Source organism: Chryseobacterium sp. StRB126 (assembly GCF_000829375.1).
GTDB lineage: Bacteria > Bacteroidota > Bacteroidia > Flavobacteriales > Weeksellaceae > Chryseobacterium.
In genome coordinates this window covers 632,813-652,276 of sequence record NZ_AP014624.1, presented here as the reverse complement: position 1 = coordinate 652,276, position 19,464 = coordinate 632,813, and the positions used below count along the sequence as shown (strand labels likewise).

Genomic DNA, 19,464 nt, shown 5'->3' with positions numbered 1-19,464 from the left:
AGTTGTCGACATAACTATGTAAATCTGCGTTATTTGCCCAATCTGCGAGAACTAAAAAAATAAAAAGCGTGAAATTTGATTTCACGCTTTTTCTATCTTTAAATAACAGTATTACTTAGATTCCTTTACGGCATCAAAAGCCATTACTTCTTCTAGTGTTTTCATGTATTCATACGCTGTAAGGTCAAATTTTACAGGCACAATCGAAATATATCCGTTAGCCAAAGCAGTTTCATCCGCATCTTCAGAATCATCCATATTGTTGAAGTACCCTGTTAACCAGTAATACTTTTTCCCATGTGGATTCACCCTCTCATCAAAGCTTTCTTCCCATTTAGCATTCGCTTGTTTGCAAACTTTTATACCTTTTATTTCCGATGCAGGAAGTTTCGGAATGTTCACATTCAGAACGATTCCTTTCGGCATTGGATTTTCAAGCGTTCTTCTTACAATATTCTGAATAAATTCTTTAGCCTGGGTAAAATCTGCTTCCCAACTAAAATCCAGTAATGAGAATCCGATCGCAGGAATTCCTTCTACACCTGCTTCTACAGCGGCAGACATTGTACCTGAATAAATTACATTGATGGATGAATTGGCACCATGATTGATCCCTGAAACTACAATATCGGGTTTTCTTGTCAGAATTTTATCAAGAGCCATTTTTACGCAGTCTACAGGCGTTCCACTGCATGAATAATCTGTTTGTGGCCCCTCAAGCTTCACTTCTTCGTAGCTTAGCGTAGAGTTAATAGTGATAGCGTGGCCTTTACCACTTTGAGGAGAGTCTGGGGCTACCACAACTACTTCTCCAATTTCGTTCATAAAGCTGATTAGATTTCTGATACCGGGAGCTGTAATTCCATCGTCATTAGTAACCAGAATAAGCGGTCTTTCCATATATTATCTTAATTTTTTATACAAGTGCAGTACAATCTGTTCATTTTAGAATAGAACAAAAAGAATTTTCAACACATCAAATGTAGTTAAAAATAAGACGCAATAAAACAGTGGATTTATCATTCACTGATTTAATTTTAGTAATAAACCGTCTGTATTTTAGTAAGAAAAGAAAGCTGAATGCTGGAAATGGAAAGATTTCAAAGCGAAAGAAATCATCGAATTTTAGCATAAGCTTATTATCTTCCAAATGCTAATTACCATTGAAATTGAAAAATGGGTCCTTCCATCACTAATCAATTATCATTCATCACTTATTACCTATTCCAGCGGCTTTTTCCCTGTAATAATGTTATAAAGAACAACAATAATGGCGATAACAAGCAATACATGTATTAAATACCCTGTACTGATTCCCGGAATAATTCCCAGCATTCCTAAAAGCCATACAACGATGCAGATCACTGCAATTAACCATAATAAACTTCTCATGACACTATATTTTAAAGTTATCCGACTAAATATCAGTATGTTTTATGCCTTTGTGAACTGGAATTATCTTTTGTGGTACTTCTTTATGAATTCTTAAGAATACTTTTTACTGATTATTTTTTTAATAGGAAAGAAATACTATGTATTTACTTTGTATGTAATGATAGGAAAGTGTTCGCAAAATAAAAGATAATAATTTCATTGAATAAAAATTCTTAAAACTGTGCGATATTTATAAATAAGGTATTAAATTTGATCGTTTGTAACAGTCTGCAAATTATTGCTACTTATTACAATACTTACTTTTTCAAAAAATTAATAAATAAAGACAGTTTATGTGGAAAAATTTCAAACTGAATAAATTTTTACTACTGATTCCATTAACCAGTCTAATGTTTTGCTTCAACTCGCCGAAGAACGATGATGAAAAGATGCAGACAATAATGGTGAGCGTAAAAAACACTCTTTCTTACCTGCATTATAGTCCGAAGCCTATCAATGATGCCTACTCAAAAGATGTTTATAAGCACTATTTCGAATTGGTAGATCCTGCCAAAAGATATTTCCTGCAGTCTGATATGGATGAATTCAGCAAGCATGAAACAAAGCTTGATGATTATATCAACCAGGGTGATTTGAGTTTCTATAAACTTACGATTGACAGACTTTACCAAAGAGTAGACGAGATTGATAAGATTACTCAGGACATTTTCAGTAAGCCTATTAACCTTCAGGAAGAAGAAACGCTTACGCTGGAGCCAAAGCTTAAAAAAGTACCTGCCAATAAGCAGGAACAGTATAATGAATGGAAAAAATTCATCAAATACAACATCCTTCAGGAAGTTGAATCGATGAATAGCAAAGAAGAAGCTCAGAAAGAGAAGAAAGATTCTGTTCAGAAGTACAAATTAAATGATACCATCAAGCTTAAAGTTCTTACTCAGGACGAGAAGATCAAAAAAGCTACAGATGAGGTAAAAGATCTTGTGAAAGAGACCTTTACCAGATTCAAAAAGAGAAAGAAAATGGATTGGTTTACCGTGTATATGAATGCTTATACTGAGGTATTCGATCCACATACCAACTATTATTCTCCAAAAGATAAAGAAGACTTTGATACTCAGTTTACAGGAAAAGTAATCGGTATCGGAGCATTGATTCAGGAGAAAAAAGGGAATCTTTATCTTGGTGCTCTTACTATTGGTGCACCAGCATGGAAATCCAAGCAGCTTTCTGAAGGGGATAAGATCCTTAAGGTAAAATCTAAACCAAAAGATGATGCTGTAAATGTGGTAGGAATGCTTTCTGATGAAGCGGTAAGATTAATCAGAGGAGAAAAAGGAACGCCTGTTACCTTAACCGTTCAGAAAAAAGACGGAACGATTAAAGATGTAACCATGATTCGTGAAGAGGTTGCTATTGAAGATACTTTTGCAAGAAGTATTGTAGTGAATGCTCCGAACGGTAAGAAATATGGATTTATCAACCTTCCAAGCTTTAACGCTGATTTTGAAAATTCAAAAGGAAGAAATGCTTCTGATGATATTAAGAACGAGATTGTTAAACTTAAATCTCAGAATATTGAAGGAATCATTCTTGACCTTAGAAACAACGGTGGAGGATCATTAACGGAAGTAGGAGATATTATGGGACTTTTCATGGATGCCGGACCTTATGTACAGGTAAAGGATGGAAATGGAAAAATACAGACTCTAAAGAACAAATATGAGGCTCCAATCTGGACAGGTCCGCTTGTTATTATGCAAAATGAGCTTTCTGCATCAGCTTCTGAGATCTTAGCAGGTGTAATGCAGGATTATGGAAGAGCAATGGTGATTGGATCTCCACAGTCTTTCGGGAAAGGAACCGTTCAGACGTTTGTTGACCTGAACAGATTCCTGAATACTGAAGATGATTTCGGATCTTTAAAACTGACGATCCAGAAATTCTATAGAATTACGGGTGAATCTACACAGAGAAAAGGAATTGTTTCTGATATCCAGATGAAAGATTTCTTTACGTATGCTGAAGTAGGAGAGCGTTATGACGATTTTGCGCTGGCTTGGGATAAAATTCCGGCTACCAAATTCGAAAAACTGAATTTCTTTAACATTCAGGCTCTTGAAAAAGCAAGTGCAGACAGAATGGCTAAGAATAAGAATTACCAGCTTCTGTTAGAATCAGCCCAATGGAGAGAGAAACTGGATAAAGAAGAAAATATTACGCTGAACATCAATAAATTCAATGAGGTAATGAAGCACAGAAAATCCCAGATTGAAAAATTCAAAGTGCTGACTAAATTTGAGAACGGATTACAGTTTATTATGTATCCAAATGAAATTGAAAGAGAGAAAAAAGATGAAGCTTTCAAAAAGAAATCTGAAATGTGGATCAAGAATCTGAAAAAAGATCTTTACCTGCAGGAAGCAATGAATATTGTATCAGATATGGGAGTTAAATCATAAACATAAAAAAACCGATAATGAAAATTATCGGTTTTTTTATTGTGTAAATACTTGATTATTTAATTTCTACACATCCCACTCTTCCGCCTGCATTCCCAGTAGGCTGAGTATGGAAATCATCTGCTGCAGCGTGTACAATAAGACCTTTTCCGATGATGTTTTTAGATTCATCTGTACAGCCAAGACACCATTTGTCGGTCTTGAAGGTTAAAATGGCCGTACCATTCTGATCAGCCACCAAATTTCCTATATCTCCCATATGGAAGTGCTCAGCTCCCCATTTTCCATGATCGTTCTTAGATGGATTCCAGTGTCCGCCTGTAGAGGTTCCGTCTGCTGCAGAGCAGTCTCCTTTTTCATGAATGTGTACTGCATGGATTCCAGGGGTAAGATTGGTTACATTCAGTTTCATGATTACATCATTTCCCTGTTGGGTAAACTTTGCCGTTCCTCCTGTTTGTGTTCCGCTTTTGGCATTTACGCTGTACGTTTTTGTAGTTCCGCATGAAACGGCTAAAAACGCACATCCTGCCAATAATGCTAATGTTTGTACTTTCATTTTTAAATGATTTATAGTGATATTTAGGTTAAATTTATAAAAGATTTTCCAGAACGCTTTATGATTACAGTCTTTTTTCTGAAAGAATATCTGAGGGAGCCATTTAATTTTATTCCGTTTAACCTCAGAATGTGTAGGTTTAACCTCTTAATAATCTAGATTGAAAGACGGATAAAATTGTTTATTTTTATCTTTTTGAGTAAAGGATCACAGTTTTCTTTTACCATCAATACAACAACATTTTTGAAGAGCATTAAAGATGGTTATTCTATATACATTTATCAGTGAAGAAAAGCATCAGTATTTTTTAGATCGGTATTTAAACTCTTTTCCAGAGGAGTTTAGACAGAATATCTTGAAATACAGAAGATGGCAGGATGCTCAGCTTTCCCTGCTGGGAAGAGTTCTTTTACAGGTAGGATTAAAGTCTCATTTTCACATTGATGAAGCACAGATTATGCGGTCTCCTGATAATAAACCTTATTTAAAAGATCAGCATGTCCATTTCAATATTTCTCATTCTAAAGAACTTGTAGTTTGTGCTATTGCAGAATTTCCCATAGGAATTGATGTTGAATTTATAGACCATACAATCAATTATCGGGACTTTCAGTTTCAGATGACAGAGGGTGAATTCCATAAAATTGACCGTTCTGAAGCTCAAATTGGGGATTTTTTTTCATATTGGACTCATAAAGAATCGGTAATGAAAGCTCATGGAGGAGGAATGATGATTCCACTAGATTCTTTTGAAATTGTAAATGATGAATGCGAAATTGAATGTAAAAAATTCTTTACAAAGGAGATATTTATTGATGAAAATTATCAGACTTGCATAGCTTCGGAGGATAAAAACATTAAAAATATAATTCCTTTTCTAATGGCTGTTGAAATTTGAGTTAATTGTTTTTAACACCTTGTTAACCCTTTTATTTAAATGAATTTCAATTATTTAAAATTAATTGTAAAATCATTGTTTAGTGATAAAGTTTATATTTTTTACCTTTTTTTTTTGAAAATTCATTTTTAACTTATATCTTTACTCAGAGAAAAAAAATTATTTAGACACTAAGATTTATACAAATGAAAAAAAATGTATTACTGCTGATTACCCTCAGTCTCAGTGTGCTTTCTTTTGCACAGGTAGGTATCAAACAAACCAATCCCAATCTCAGTTCAGATCTTGAACTGGGCTCTACGAACAAGACACTCCTTTTAAACAGAGTTCCCAACACTGCTGCGGTCGCAAACCCGGTTAATGGGATGATGATTTATGACCAATCAGAAGAATGTGTAAAAGCATATCAGAATGGTAAATGGTCTAAATGTCTCGGAAAAGGATTGATCGGAAAAAAAGCATTAGTTAGTCCGGTTTCATTATTATGCACTTCTGCTACTTTATCTCCCAATCCGGTTGCAGGTCAGGCTTTTAAAGGGACTTTGACAATTCCTTATACAGGAGGAAATGGTGGAAGTTATGAAGCACAATCTATTCAGAACAATGGATTGATTGCTACTTTATCTGCCGGAAACTTCGTGGTAGGGAACGGAAGCTTACAGTATTCTGTTACCGGGACCCCGGATAGGACTGGAAATATTACATTTAATGCAAATATTGCAGGAAATTCTTGTGCTGTTGTTTCTAAATGATATAGTAGATATTTTCCGGTGACCAGTTTCAACTCATTGCAATATCTTTAAGTAATTTCAATGAAAGTCTGTCATTACCTTTATTAATGTACAGGGTGCATGTAGTACATCTATACAGATATTTTCAGAACCTGTTTACTGGAATTTGCTATTCTTTATTTTCATTGCAACATCAATGAAAGAATACTTATATAGACAAATTTTATTAAACCACAACAAAAATTCAACATGAAAAAAAAGTTTTTATTACCTATTTACATTAGTATTAGCTCTTTTTCCCTTGCTCAGGTTGGAATTAATCAACCTAATCCCAATCTAAGTGCAGATCTTGAACTTGGATCTACCAATAAGAGTTTATTACTGAACAGAATTCCAAATACAGGAGTGATTAATAATCCGGTTAACGGGATGTTGATCTATGATGTATCAGAGCAATGTGTAAAGGCTTTCCAGGGAGGCGCCTGGTCTCAATGCTTTTGGAAAGAGACGCCTGCTTTTACCCTAAATTGCGGAGCCGCTACATTTACTCCTAGTTCAGCAACACAAGGATTATCTTATACAGGAACTTTAACTATCCCTTATACTAATGGAGACGGAAGCGCCTACGCTGGACAAACTTTTCAGTCGAATGGGCTAACTGCTACACTTGCTCCGGGAACTTTTGCTGTTGGAAATGGAACCTTACAACTCTCTGTAGCAGGTTTTCCTATCAGTTCTGGAACAGCAACATTTAATATTACCATCAATGGAAGTACTTGTTCTAACCTTACTCTAGTAGTAAATCCGGGTACCCCTATAATTCCGCCCAATATAACAATAGAAGGGCGTTACTTTATTGCTTCTGTTTATGATCAGGACTATTCTCCATTTACAACTCCTACTGGGCCAGCTACAACCGCAAGACCAGTTGCTGCTGACGGAACACCTGAAACATTAGTTGATCTGCAGGGAATAATTCCTACTTCTGGCCTTACGGTCTATGTTCCTGCAACAGCTACCGGAAGTGGAACTGTAGGGGCTTGGAGCCAAACCATTAATATACCAGCCAACCTTACAGAGGATGGAATTTCAAGAAATATTACCTTATCATGGAATTCTCAATCATATAATGCTTCTACTAAATCAATTACTGCAACACTGAAATCCGAAGTTGGGACTTTAAATGCCCGCAAGCTGGATGTAAATGCAGGAATTGGAAATGATTACCTTGGAGTATTATTAGGAAAATTCTTATTACCTAATTCTGGAACTCCAAAAGGATATGAAGTCCGTATCATAGCAGCTATTCCTGATAGAATGTTTAATGAACCTGATGTTCAGGGGAATTTCAACCATAACTTCCTTTATCTTCCTATACAGGCTGAAGATAATAATGTATGGCTGAATCACAATTTAGGAGCAGATTATACCAATGTGAACGGACCTAATTTCAATCTCGGTCAAAAAGCAACATCTTCATCAGATTATCGTGCTTACGGATCTTTATTCCAGTGGGGAAGAAGACCAGATGCTCATGAATTGATTAACTGGACAGGGCCAAACAACGGAACTCCTGTTAATGGGACTACTGGAGTGAAAAGTGATGTACCGGCTAATCCATTGTTTATTGCTGTGGGTGGAGACTGGAGAGTAAATCCTAATTCAAATTTATGGGATAATTCAACTTCTACCAACAATCCATGTCCTGTAGGATTTAAAGTTCCAACAAGAGCTCAGTTAACAAACTACTTGAACATGAATGTTTTAAATGGAGCTTCTGGAGCTTCTGCAAGTAAACTAGGCTTAACTGTACCTGGAATACGAGATGCAGGGCAGGGAACACTGTCTTCTGTATATACAGGACAACAGGGCTTCTATTGGAGCAGTACAACTGATGCTGTAGCCAATCCAGCAGCTTATGTTCTACAGATTCCAACATTTGGAACTGCCAATACAACCAGTGGATCTTCCAAATCACAAGGAAATTCAGTTCGTTGTATTAAAGAATAAAGAGAATTATTGAAATACCATTTATTTAATAGCGACCAGCACTTTGTTGGTTGCTATTAAATAATTATTAAATAACCATTAACAGTAAAAAAACATCTTTTTAAAATATTATTTTTGAATAAGAAAACACGCTTAATAGATTAACAAACATCTCATTCTTAATGAGTTTAGATTCTGTTAAAAATAATATTGACTCAAGCATTGATCTCTCTGGCTAATACCAGCAGTTTTATGTTTTGACTCAGTAATGCTGTTGGAAGAAAAGTCTATACTCACTTAAATTCTAAATATTCACTCTTATATGCAAAGCTTGTTATAAAACAGGCTCTGGTTATTCTCTTTTGTAAATTCTAAAGGGTGGCAGTTGATTTGTGACATCCTAAAATAGGTATTCAGAAGGGATTCCAGAGTATGAAGTGAATAAAAAACGTACCTAACCTAACCTAACCTACCGTCCTTCGGGATATATTGCTATGAAGCTAACACCTTATCAATCTACCTTTTATAATGAATGGATATTGAATCCATCCAGAAGTGACTATAATATTATCTTTGATCAGTCTATGTCCGGATTTGTTGATATCCAGCGACTGAATTCAAGTTTAGTCAGATTTGTTAACAATAATTTACTGTTGAACAGTAATGTTGTAAGTGAGTCAGAAAATTTAGTTTGGAAGCGAAGACCTTTGCTTTCTGAAAAAGCCCAAATATTAACATTTATTGCGGAAGAACCCAGCCCCGGGGAAGTTTTACAGCTTGCCTTACAGCCTTTTGATTTAGAAAAAGAGCAGTTAGCAAGATTTTATGCTATTAAACTGAATAATGGCGGCTATAGAATTATTCATATATTTTCCCATATTCTTGTTGATGGATTGAGTGCAAATAGTATTTATGCAGAACTCAGCACGTTTTACAATGATCTTAGCTATGTAAATCCTATCAGTCTTACAGAACAGGGAGAACGATATGAAAAGCTGAGAAACCAGCTTGAAGATATATTGGGCAATGGGAAAAAAGAAATGTCAGATTTCTGGAAATCCGGATTAGAAGAAGTTGAAAATATAGGGTTTAAATTTTTACAAACCACAGAATCCTTTCTACCAAACTCTCCTGAAAAAGAACAGCCCCTGATTAATCCGGTAAGTGAACTGCGCTTTCACTTTCCCGAATCAGTATTTCTTAAGGTAAGACAATTGATTTCAAAATATAAACTGACACCCTATACTTACGGACAGTTGGTTTTTGCTATTTTACTTCATAGAATTTCAGGAGTTAATAATTTGGTGATAAATTATCCTGTTGGAATTACAGAAGGACAGAACTTTATCTTTGGGGCTCATATTAATACGATTTTAAAAGGATACAGATTCGAAGCGGAATCTTCTCTTCAGGATCTTATCCAACAAAATATAGAATATACCAATCAATTAAAGACAAGTAAGGCACGATATATGCCTATTGAAGAGCTTATCAGCTATGCACCAACTTCCAATATATTAGAATTCGGCTTTGTTCAAACCAGTCTTAAAGATGTGGTAATTCATTATGAAGGAGCCAGCAATGTGATTATTAATAGTGATCTGAATGTGGATTTGGTAGGAAAGTTATCATTTGAACAGGAAGTAAGAGATGGACAAATTAATTATAAAGTTCGTTACGCGAATCAAAAACTAGATGCTGAATTAATTTCCAATTTTGTAGATACTTATAAAAGACTGTTCATTGAAATACTGGAAGATTTATTGGAAGAAAAGGCTGATAAGCTGATCTCTCAATACTCCCTTTTAAGTGAAGATTTCCATCAGACTGTGATAAATAATTGGGATACAATTAATTGGGATACAGAAACAGCCAAAACAATTCATCAGGCTTTTGAGGAACAGGTTATAAAAAATCCTGAGAAAACAGCATTAGTTTATCAGGATATTAAGCTTACCTACAAAGAACTTAATGAGCGTTCAAACCGTTTAGCCCATTATTTAATCAATACCTTTGATTTTAAAGTGGATGAGCTTGTTCCGCTATGTCTGGAAAGATCAGAAAATATGTTGATTGCGATTTTAGGGGTATTGAAATCCGGAGCAGCATATGTTCCTATGGATCCTTCATATCCTGCAGATAGAATTGAGCATATTCTCAAAGATACGGGAGCAAGAGTTATTCTTGCTGAGGAGTCCACCATAGAGAAGATAAATCACCTTTCAGTACAATATCTTTCTTTAAATGACCAGAACTTTAACAGCTTGATGGGCTCACAGGAATCATCAGACCCTATCACGGAAGTTTCTGCAGATCATTTGGCATATGTGATTTATACCAGCGGAACCACAGGGCTTCCGAAAGGCGTAATGGTGGAACATCAGAGTGTCATCAATGTTGTGGATGAAGTTAGAGAAGCATATAGCTTTTCCGAAGGAGAAAAAATAACTGCCTATACTTCTTATGTTTTTGATGTTTCCGTATCTGAATTTTTTAATGCTTTGCTGTACGGAAATGAGCTTCATGTATTGGACGAAGCCACTAAAAAAGATGCAGATCTGATCAGTAAATATTTACTAAACAATGATATTGCCTATACTTATTTACCTCCGGTAATGTTATCTGTTTTACCACGGGTAGATTATCCTTCACTGAAAGGCCTCCTTTATGCAGGAGAGCCATGTGATTATGAAACAGGAAAGTACTGGTCAGAAAAAAAGGTGCTTTATAACCTGTATGGTCCTACCGAAGCAACTATTTATGCAGTCTACAAACAGGTGGAACATGGAGATGTTCATGTTATCGGTAAACCTGTAGGAAATAGTTCTGCATACATTCTGGATGTATATCAACAACTGTCACCAGTAGGAGCTGTTGGGGAATTATATCTGGGTGGAGTGGGAATCGCAAGAGGGTATCTGAATCGTGCCGACCTTACTGAAGAACGTTTCATCAAAAACTCTTTCCAAACGGAAATTCAAAAACAAAAAGGGGTAAACGGAAGATTATATCAAACAGGAGACCTGGTGCGATGGCTTCCGGATGGAAATATAGAATATATCGGCAGAAACGATTTTCAGGTAAAAATCAGAGGCTACAGAATAGAATTGGGTGAAATTGAAGAAAGATTGTCTCAGCATCCTGATATCAAACAGTCTGTAGTTTTAGCCAAAGAAAACAATACAGGAATGAAATACCTGGCAGGGTATTATGTTTCTGAAGAAGAACTGGATGCCGAAAAGCTAACAGAATATTTATCAGAAACATTACCTGAATATATGGTGCCAAGTGTTTTTGTACAATTAACAGCTTTACCCTTAACCATCAATGGAAAACTGGACAGGAAACAGCTGCCTGAACCTGAGTTCAGTGGAGAAAGAGAGTATACAGGTCCTGAAAATGAGCTACAGGAGAAATTATGCAGTATTTATAGTCAGATTTTAGGACTTGAATCTGAGAGTATTGGTATTCATGATGATTTCTTCCGTCTTGGAGGAAATAGTATTATGGCTATTAAACTCATCAGTAAGATCAAGCAGGAGCTGGAAATTCCGGTAAATGTATCTATGGTGTTTGGGCATAAAACAGTGGCTTCATTGTCTCATATCCTTGATCAAAATACTTTTGTTCCTGAATCAATAATCATCAACGCTATACCGGTTTCTGAACCTGAAGAACAGCGTTTATCTTTTGCACAGGAAAGACTTTGGTTCATTGAGTCTTACGAAGGAAGCAGCAGTGTTTATAATGTTCCGATGGTGTTTAAACTAGGAAAGAATGTTTCTCAGGAACTTCTTCAGCAGGTTTTTGACGTGTTGATGCAGCGTCATGAGATATTGCGTAGTGTCATTCTTACAGCAGAAGACGGAGTGGGATATCAGAAGGTAACCAACCAAAAGATTAAGATCCATTTCGGGCAAACAGAAACCAGAACAGAACTTGATCAGGCCCTGGATTATGTAGCCAATAAAATTTTCCATTTGGATCAGGAACTGCCAATAAGTGTTTCTGTTTTCAGAATGGAAGAACATTCTTACTTATCAGTGGTCATCCACCATATAGCCTTTGACGGATGGTCTACAGAAATTTTTATCAACGAGTTTAATGCTATTTATCAGGCTCTTATCGAAGGGAAAGTTCCTCAGTTACCGGAATTATCTATTCAATACAAAGACTTTGCATTATGGCAGAGAAACTATCTTTCCGGAGAAATACTTGATGAGCAGTCCTCTTATTGGAAAAATAAGCTGGATGGCTTCCAGACGCTGGATCTTCCTTTAGATTTTAAGAGACCGGCTCATGTTTCCTATACCGGGGCAACAACCTATTTTGACCTTCCGGAACAGCTTGCATCTGGGTTACAACTCCTTTCAAGAGACCTCGGAGTAAGTTTATACAGTGTGATGCTGAGTGGATATTATCTGATGCTATCCGCTTATTCGGGACAGGATGATATTATTGTAGGAAGTCCTGTTGCTAACCGTCATCACGCCGGTCTTGAAAATATCATAGGATTCTTTGTTAATACCTTTGCTTTAAGGGAAACAATAGATCCTGATCAGCATATAAAAGATTTCGTTAAACAGGTTTCAGAGTCTATCATCAATGCTCAGTCTCATCAGGATCTTCCTTTCGAAAAACTGGTAGAGGAGATTGGGGTAGAGCAGGATAATTCAAGAAATCCGATTTTCCAGGTAATGTTTGGGATTCAAAGCTTTGAAGAAAAGGTCTCCCATCAAAATAACGATGCAATACTTCTTCCTTTTGATGGGGATATTGATTATAAATCTGCCAAATTTGATCTGACAATGATGATTGATGTTCATGGAGACAGTATCCGTGGAATATTCAATTATGCAGTAGCTCTTTTCAAAGAAGAGACTATTATCCGTATGAAAGAGACGTATATGCTTATCCTGAACCAATTGGTTGAAGCAGGAAATACAGTCTCAAAAAATAATACAATTAAAAGCCTCCGGCTTCTGAATGATGAAAATTATCAGAAGGTTACAAAGGATTGGAATACTGCAGAATACGATTATCCTGAAGAGTATACCATTCATAGATTATTTGAAGATCAGGCCGCAAAAATACCCAATGCTACGGCCCTGGTATATCAGAATATCAGATTATCTTATCAGGAATTGAATGAGAGTGCCAATCGCCTGGCTCATCATCTCATTGATGTATATCATGTTAAACCTGATGATCTGATCCCAATATGTTTAGAACGATCAGAAAATATGCTTATAGCTATTTTGGGTGTCTTAAAAGCAGGAGCTGCATATGTTCCAATGGATCCTCAATATCCGGCAGACAGAATTCAGCATATTCTTCATGATACCCGGGCGAAAGCAGTCCTTACAGAAGAAGCTTTAAAAAATAAGATAGAAGGAGAATCTGTAAATATAATATCCCTAAATGATCTTGTATTTAAAGCAATTCTGGAAGCAACATCTTCTCATAACCCCGTTACAAAAGTTTCTAAGGAGAACCTTTCATATGTAATTTATACCAGTGGAACAACAGGTATGCCTAAAGGAGTAATGATTGAGCATCAGAATGTAGTAAATGTTGTTTCACAGATCAGAGATGCTTATGGATTCAGTGAAGGAGAAAAGATAACAGCCTATACCTCTTATGTTTTTGATGTATCCGTATCAGAATTCTTTAATGCCCTGTTATATGGAAATGAGCTGCATATCCTTGATGAAACCCTTAAAAAAGACGCAGACTCCATTAGCAAGTATCTTTTAGATCACGATATTGCTTATGCTTATCTGCCACCGGTGATGCTTTCGGTATTGCCGCGTATAGAATATCCGAGCCTTAAAGGGCTATTGTATGCAGGAGAGCCCTGTGATTATGAAACCGGTAAATACTGGTCAGAATATACCAATCTCTACAACCTTTACGGGCCGACAGAAGCAACTATTTATGCGACTTATAAACAGGTAGAACATGGTGATGTACATCTTATAGGACGTCCGGTTGGAAACACTTCAGCTTACATACTAGATGCAAATTACCGCCCAGTTCCTGTAGGGGCTATTGGTGAACTTTATCTTGGAGGAAACGGAATTGCAAGAGGATATCTGAACAGACCGGATCTTACTTCAGAACGTTTTATTTCAAACCCTTTCCAGACTCCTATACAGAAAATAAGAGGGAAAAACGGAAAAATTTATAAAACCGGAGACCTGGTGCGTCTTCATCCGGATGGAAATATTGAGTATATCGGCAGAAACGACTTTCAGGTAAAAATTCGTGGATATAGAATTGAATTAGGCGAGATTGAAACCAGGCTTCAGGAATATCCCGGTATAAAACAGGCTGTGGTTCTCGCGAAAGAAAATAAGGCTGGAATGAAATTTCTTGTCGGATATTATGTATCTGATGAAGCTATAGCTGAGGATAAGATTATAGAATTTTTATCGGAAACATTGCCGGAATATATGATTCCTGCAGTCTATGTACAGCTTGATGCTCTTCCTTTAACAATCAACGGGAAATTAGACAGAAGAGCTTTACCGGAACCAGAATTTACCGGAATCAAAAAATATACAGCTCCACAAACTGAGCTTCAGGAAAAACTTTGCCGTATTTATGGGGAAGTATTAGGACTTGATGCTGAAGAGATCAGTATTCATGATGATTTCTTCCGTTTGGGAGGAAACAGTATTATGGCCATAAAGCTGATTAGTAAGATTAAAAATTATCTGGATATCCGTATTCAGGTAACTTCTGTATTTAATCATAAAACAATTGCTTCACTTGCCTCTTTTCTGGAAACCGAATTCCAGGAAGAAAATATACATATAGAGCCTGTGATGGTTTCCTCACCTGAGGACCAGCGCTTATCTTTTGCACAGGAAAGACTTTGGTTTATTGAAGCGTATGAAGGTGGAAGCAGTGCTTATAATATTCCAATGGTGCTTACTTTGAGTCCGGATGTCCGGTTGGAAGAACTACAAAAATCCTTGGAAACAGTCATTATACGCCATGAGATCCTTCGCTCTGTAATTAAAACAACAGCAGAAGGGATAGGCTATCAGGTTGTTACAGACTCTATGCCGGAATTCAAAATAGTAGAAGTAAATACCGGAGAAGCACTGGAAACAGCTATCAATTCCGTGGCCAATAAGGTGTTCCATCTGGAAGAAGAGCTTCCTGTAGATATCACTCTGTTTAGGCTGAAAAATCAGTATTATTTATCTATAGTAGTTCATCATATTGCATTTGACGGATGGTCTGTAGATATTATTTTGAAAGAAATTCAGGCAGTTTATGAAGCCTTAATTAACAAAACTCTTCTTCAGCTTCCTGATCTTGCCGTTCAGTATAAAGACTTTGCCCTTTGGCAGAGAAATTATCTGAAAGGAGAAGTCCTGGATAAGCAAATTAATTATTGGAAGGGGATATTAGAAGACTTTGAGTCTCTTAATTTACCTTTGGATTTCAAACGTCCGGCTCAGATTTCTTATGAAGGCGCTGCCATTTACTTTGATTTGTCTCCGGAGGTAGCTTCAGGATTGAGAAAAATTTCCAGAGATCTTGGAGTAAGCTTATACAGCGTAATGTTAGGTGGATATTACCTGATGCTTTCTGCTTATTCAGGTCAGGAGGATATTATTGTTGGAAGCCCGATTTCCAACCGTCATCATGCAGGTCTTGAAGATATTGTCGGTTTCTTTGTTAATACATTGGCACTGAGAGGAAATGTGAATTCTGAACAGAGTTTTAAAAACTTTATTCTTAAGGTATCTCAATCTGTAGCAGAAGCGCAATCGCATCAGGATCTTCCGTTTGAGAAGCTGGTGGAAGAACTGGGTGTGGAACAGGATATGTCCCGTCATCCGGTATTCCAGGTGATGTTTGGTGTGCAAAGCTTTGGAAGGGAAGCTCAAAAAGATACCTTATTCTCCCTTTTTGAAGGGGAAATAGATTATCAGGCTGCAAAATTTGATCTGACTACGATGATCGACGATGGAGAGGAAAAGATAAAAGGAATGTTCAATTATGCAGTTTCTCTTTTCAGTAAAGATACCATCCTGAAAATGAAAGACACTTATGTTCTGCTTTTAGAACAGATTGCAGCGATAAGTACTGAAAATGCAGCGAATATTAAAATTAATGATTTCCAGTTCCTTAATACTACAGAATATAAAAAAGTAATAGAAGACTGGAATGACACCGTTACTGAGTATCCAACCGGTAAAACTATTCATAAGCTCTTTGAAGATCAGGTGATAAAAACTCCGGATCATATTGCATTGGTATATCAGGATATTCAGCTTTCTTACAGAGAATTAAATGAAAAATCAAACCGATTAGCCAATTATCTGATCGGAAAATATAATGTTCAACCGGACGAAATTATACCTCTATGTCTGGAACGCTCTGAAAATATGTTGATTGCTATTTTAGGCGTTCTGAAATCCGGAGGTGCATATGTACCGGTTGATCCGTCATATCCTTCAGACAGGATCAGCCATATTCTTGGAGATACCTGTGCCAGAATTGTAATAGGACAAGAGAGTACAGCCGGGAAATTGAAAGATCATGACTTAGAGTTTATTTCTCTGGATGAGGTTCAGTGTAAAGCACAATTGGAAATAGCAGATCTAAACAATCCAAGAACTAATACAAAAGCTGAAAATTTAGCGTATGTGATTTATACCAGTGGAACCACAGGACTTCCGAAAGGAGTAATGGTAGAACATCGGGGAGTCTCAAACCTTGTAACTCAATTTGCCAAAGACCTTGAGTTGAATACCACGCTGCCCACCTTGAAGAAATGTCTTTGGTATGCCAATTATGTTTTTGATGCGCATGTAGCCGAACTGTTTCCAGTCATTACTCATGGCCATAGCATTTATCTGCTGGATAAAGAAAAGCAGACGGATATTGCTGCTTTACAGCACTATATCAGAGAGAATGATATCAGGATTGCGACAATTCCTCCTGTATTGCTTACCAAGGACTATATTTTACCCCTGGAAAAGCTTATGGTAGCAGGAGATGTAACCAATCCGCAGCTGATGGCTCTTTATCAGGCTGAAGGAGTGAATATTATTAATGCCTATGGCCCTACAGAAGGTACAGTATGTGCCACCCTTCATTACTACAAAGAAGACAACAATCCAATAAATATAGGTGGTCCTATTGGAAATATGACCTCATATGTCTTGGACGATACTCTACGCCCGGTTCCTGTGGGAGCAATAGGCGAACTTTATATTGGAGGAGCAGGGATTACCAGAGGATATCTGAACCGCCCGGAGCTTACGGAAGAACGGTTTATTATCAATCCTTTCCAAAGTTCAGAAGAAAAAACAAAAGGTCTTAACGGAAGACTATATAAAACAGGTGATTTGGTGCGCTGGCTTTCTAATGGAGAGCTGGAATATATGGGCAGAAACGATTTCCAGGTAAAAATCCGTGGCTATAGAATTGAATTAGGAGAAATTGAAAACACACTAGTACGCTACCCGGGCATTCGCCAGACAGCAGTTTTAGCTAAAGAAAATAAAGCAGGATTAAAGTACCTGGTGGGATATTATGTTTCTGATTATGAGATAGACTCTCATCTTCTTTCAGAATATGTATCAGAATCTTTGCCGGAGTATATGGTTCCCGGAGCTTTCGTTCATTTAGAGGCCCTTCCGCTCACGATTAACGGAAAGCTGGATAAAAAACAGCTTCCGGAACCTGAATTTACAGGAAGTAAAAATTATATTGCTCCACAAACTGAACTTCAGACCAAACTATGCCAGATTTATGGAGGTGTATTGGGAATTGATGCCGAAACTATTAGTATTCATGATGATTTCTTCAGATTAGGAGGTGATAGTATCATCAGTATTCAGCTGGTGGGAAGAATCAGGCAGCAGCTTGATATCAAGGTGAGCGTGAAAGAGGTGTTTACATCCCGAACAACCGCTGCTTTGTCTTTGCTTATTGAAGAGAAGAAGCAGAAAGAACAAACACAGATTATAGCAGAGCAGGGAATACTAGAAGGAGAAGTTTCCTTACTTCCTGTCCAGGAATGGTTCTTCAGTCAGAAAGAACAGGGATATCTTGAAGATTTCAACCATTGGAATCAGGCTTTCCTGATGAATGTTCCTGAGCTTGATCATGCATTACTGGAAGAGTCTATCCGGCATTTGATAGAACGGCATGATGCATTCAGGTTAAAATTTGAAAGAAACAATAATGGATTTATTCAAATCTATGGAAATACTCAAATTTTTCCGTCTCTCAAGTATTTAGATGTGTCTGTTCTGAATAAAGAAGAACTATCAAAAATCCTTACAGAATGGCAGTCAGGTTTTGATATTGAGCAAGGTCCATTGTATCAGATAGGATACATCAGCGGTTATGAGGACGGCAGTGCCAGATTGTATTTCGCGTTTCATCACTTGATTATTGATACAGTAAGCTGGAGAATTATTGCAGAAGACATAAAGAATATTTATCAGTCTCTTGAAAAAGGAGACAGAGAAAAAGTCCTTTCTCATACAAAAGGCAGCAGCTACCGTCAATGGGTGAATGCTATAAAGACCTATCGTTCTGAAGATCCGGAATCCAGAAACAAAGAATTGCTATACTGGAATAGAGGTGCAGAGACCACAGAAGTTCATAATAAAGCGCTGAATCGTTTCATAATAAAAGATTCTTATCGCAGTAGTCTGATTTTAAATAAAGAAATAACAGAAGCTTTAATCCGAAATACCCATCACGTTTATCAGACTCAGATTAATGATCTGCTGCTTTCGGCTTTATCGGTTTCTCTTTCAAAATTAACGGGCGAAGAAACTCATTCTGTTCTTTTAGAAAGCCATGGTCGTGAAGAAGTATTTCAACAGCTTGATATTACAGAAACTGTAGGGTGGTTCACTACGATGTTCCCTTTACTTTTGAAAAATGGAAAAGGATTAACGGATACCATCATTTTGACGAAAGAATCCCTTAGAAGCGTTCCTCACAACGGCATTGGATATGGAAGTCTGGTAGGATATACAGAACGAGAGCTTCCAAAGATCAGCTTCAATTATTTAGGGCAATTAGATCAGGAAACAGGAGAAAAAAGTTGGTTTATTGCAGCTGAAGATGCAGGATTGGGAATAGGAAAAAATAACCGCGACAGTCATTATATCAGTATGAATGGTGCTGTTGTGGATGGACAGTTACGCTTTGACGTTGCAGGATATTTATCAGAAGAACAGATTGAACTGTTTACGGAAAACTTTAAACACAGTATTGAAACTATTGTTGAAACCCTTTCCAGGGAAACGCAAAGTTATCTTACTCCATCCGATGTAGATTATGTGGTAGATTTTGAACAGCTTACGGAAATCCAAAAGACAGCAGAAATAGAAGGCGTATATCCTGCCAACAGTTTGCAGGAAGGATTTGTGTATCATGCTT

The 19,464-nt window shown here is 36.9% G+C and carries 8 protein-coding genes (1 of these 8 running past the window's edge); 5 read left to right on the top strand and 3 right to left on the bottom strand.

Annotated features, from left to right (window positions below; all coding sequences use genetic code 11):
• Nucleotides 1-111: 111 nt before the first annotated feature.
• Both surE and CHSO_RS25540 read right to left on the bottom strand, forming a co-directional pair.
• The gene (gene surE, locus CHSO_RS02785) at nucleotides 112-900 is read right to left on the bottom strand and encodes a 5'/3'-nucleotidase SurE (RefSeq protein WP_045492124.1); all 789 of its coding nucleotides are present in this window, start codon (nucleotides 898-900) and stop codon (nucleotides 112-114) included.
• 321 nt (nucleotides 901-1,221) lie between these two features.
• A complete protein-coding gene (locus tag CHSO_RS25540; protein WP_045492122.1) occupies nucleotides 1,222-1,392 on the bottom strand; it encodes a lmo0937 family membrane protein in 171 nt (56 codons plus the stop codon).
• A 335-nt stretch (nucleotides 1,393-1,727) separates the two neighbouring features.
• On the opposite strand from CHSO_RS25540, the gene CHSO_RS02775 reads away from it, so the two are divergent.
• Nucleotides 1,728-3,857: a carboxy terminal-processing peptidase gene (locus CHSO_RS02775; RefSeq protein ID WP_045492120.1), complete on the top strand. Its 2,130-nt coding sequence runs from the start codon at nucleotides 1,728-1,730 to the stop codon at nucleotides 3,855-3,857.
• A gap of 55 nt (nucleotides 3,858-3,912) precedes the next feature.
• On the opposite strand, the gene CHSO_RS02770 is transcribed toward CHSO_RS02775, so the two are convergent.
• The gene (locus CHSO_RS02770) at nucleotides 3,913-4,416 is read right to left on the bottom strand and encodes a superoxide dismutase family protein (RefSeq protein WP_045492118.1); all 504 of its coding nucleotides are present in this window, start codon (nucleotides 4,414-4,416) and stop codon (nucleotides 3,913-3,915) included.
• Between the two features lie 259 nt (nucleotides 4,417-4,675).
• Between CHSO_RS02770 and CHSO_RS02765 the strand changes: the two genes are divergently transcribed.
• The 4 genes from CHSO_RS02765 to CHSO_RS02750 form a co-directional block, all read left to right on the top strand.
• The gene (locus tag CHSO_RS02765) at nucleotides 4,676-5,314 is read left to right on the top strand and encodes a 4'-phosphopantetheinyl transferase family protein (protein WP_045492115.1); all 639 of its coding nucleotides are present in this window, start codon (nucleotides 4,676-4,678) and stop codon (nucleotides 5,312-5,314) included.
• Nucleotides 5,315-5,499: 185 nt separating this feature from the next.
• Nucleotides 5,500-6,066 carry a hypothetical protein gene (locus CHSO_RS24870; RefSeq protein WP_052480472.1) on the top strand — a complete coding sequence of 189 codons (567 nt, stop codon included), beginning with the start codon at nucleotides 5,500-5,502 and terminating at the stop codon, nucleotides 6,064-6,066.
• Nucleotides 6,067-6,294: 228 nt separating this feature from the next.
• Entirely contained in the window at nucleotides 6,295-8,055 is a 1,761-nt protein-coding gene (locus CHSO_RS02755; protein WP_045492113.1) for an FISUMP domain-containing protein, read from the top strand.
• A 473-nt stretch (nucleotides 8,056-8,528) separates the two neighbouring features.
• Nucleotides 8,529-19,464, top strand: the 5' end (the start) of a protein-coding gene (locus CHSO_RS02750) for a non-ribosomal peptide synthase/polyketide synthase (protein ID WP_045492111.1). 33,305 nt of this gene lie beyond the right edge of the window; 10,936 of the gene's 44,241 nt are visible here — the first part of the coding sequence; its start codon is at nucleotides 8,529-8,531; the stop codon falls past the right edge of the window.

Coding starts and splice junctions, on each gene's coding strand:
- CHSO_RS24870 (WP_052480472.1), top strand. CDS start 5,500: ATGAAAAAAAATGTATTACTGCTGATTACCCTCAGTCTCAGTGTGCTT.
- CHSO_RS02770 (WP_045492118.1), bottom strand. CDS start 4,416: ATGAAAGTACAAACATTAGCATTATTGGCAGGATGTGCGTTTTTAGCC.
- CHSO_RS25540 (WP_045492122.1), bottom strand. CDS start 1,392: ATGAGAAGTTTATTATGGTTAATTGCAGTGATCTGCATCGTTGTATGG.
- CHSO_RS02775 (WP_045492120.1), top strand. CDS start 1,728: ATGTGGAAAAATTTCAAACTGAATAAATTTTTACTACTGATTCCATTA.
- CHSO_RS02755 (WP_045492113.1), top strand. CDS start 6,295: ATGAAAAAAAAGTTTTTATTACCTATTTACATTAGTATTAGCTCTTTT.
- surE (WP_045492124.1), bottom strand. CDS start 900: ATGGAAAGACCGCTTATTCTGGTTACTAATGACGATGGAATTACAGCT.
- CHSO_RS02765 (WP_045492115.1), top strand. CDS start 4,676: ATGGTTATTCTATATACATTTATCAGTGAAGAAAAGCATCAGTATTTT.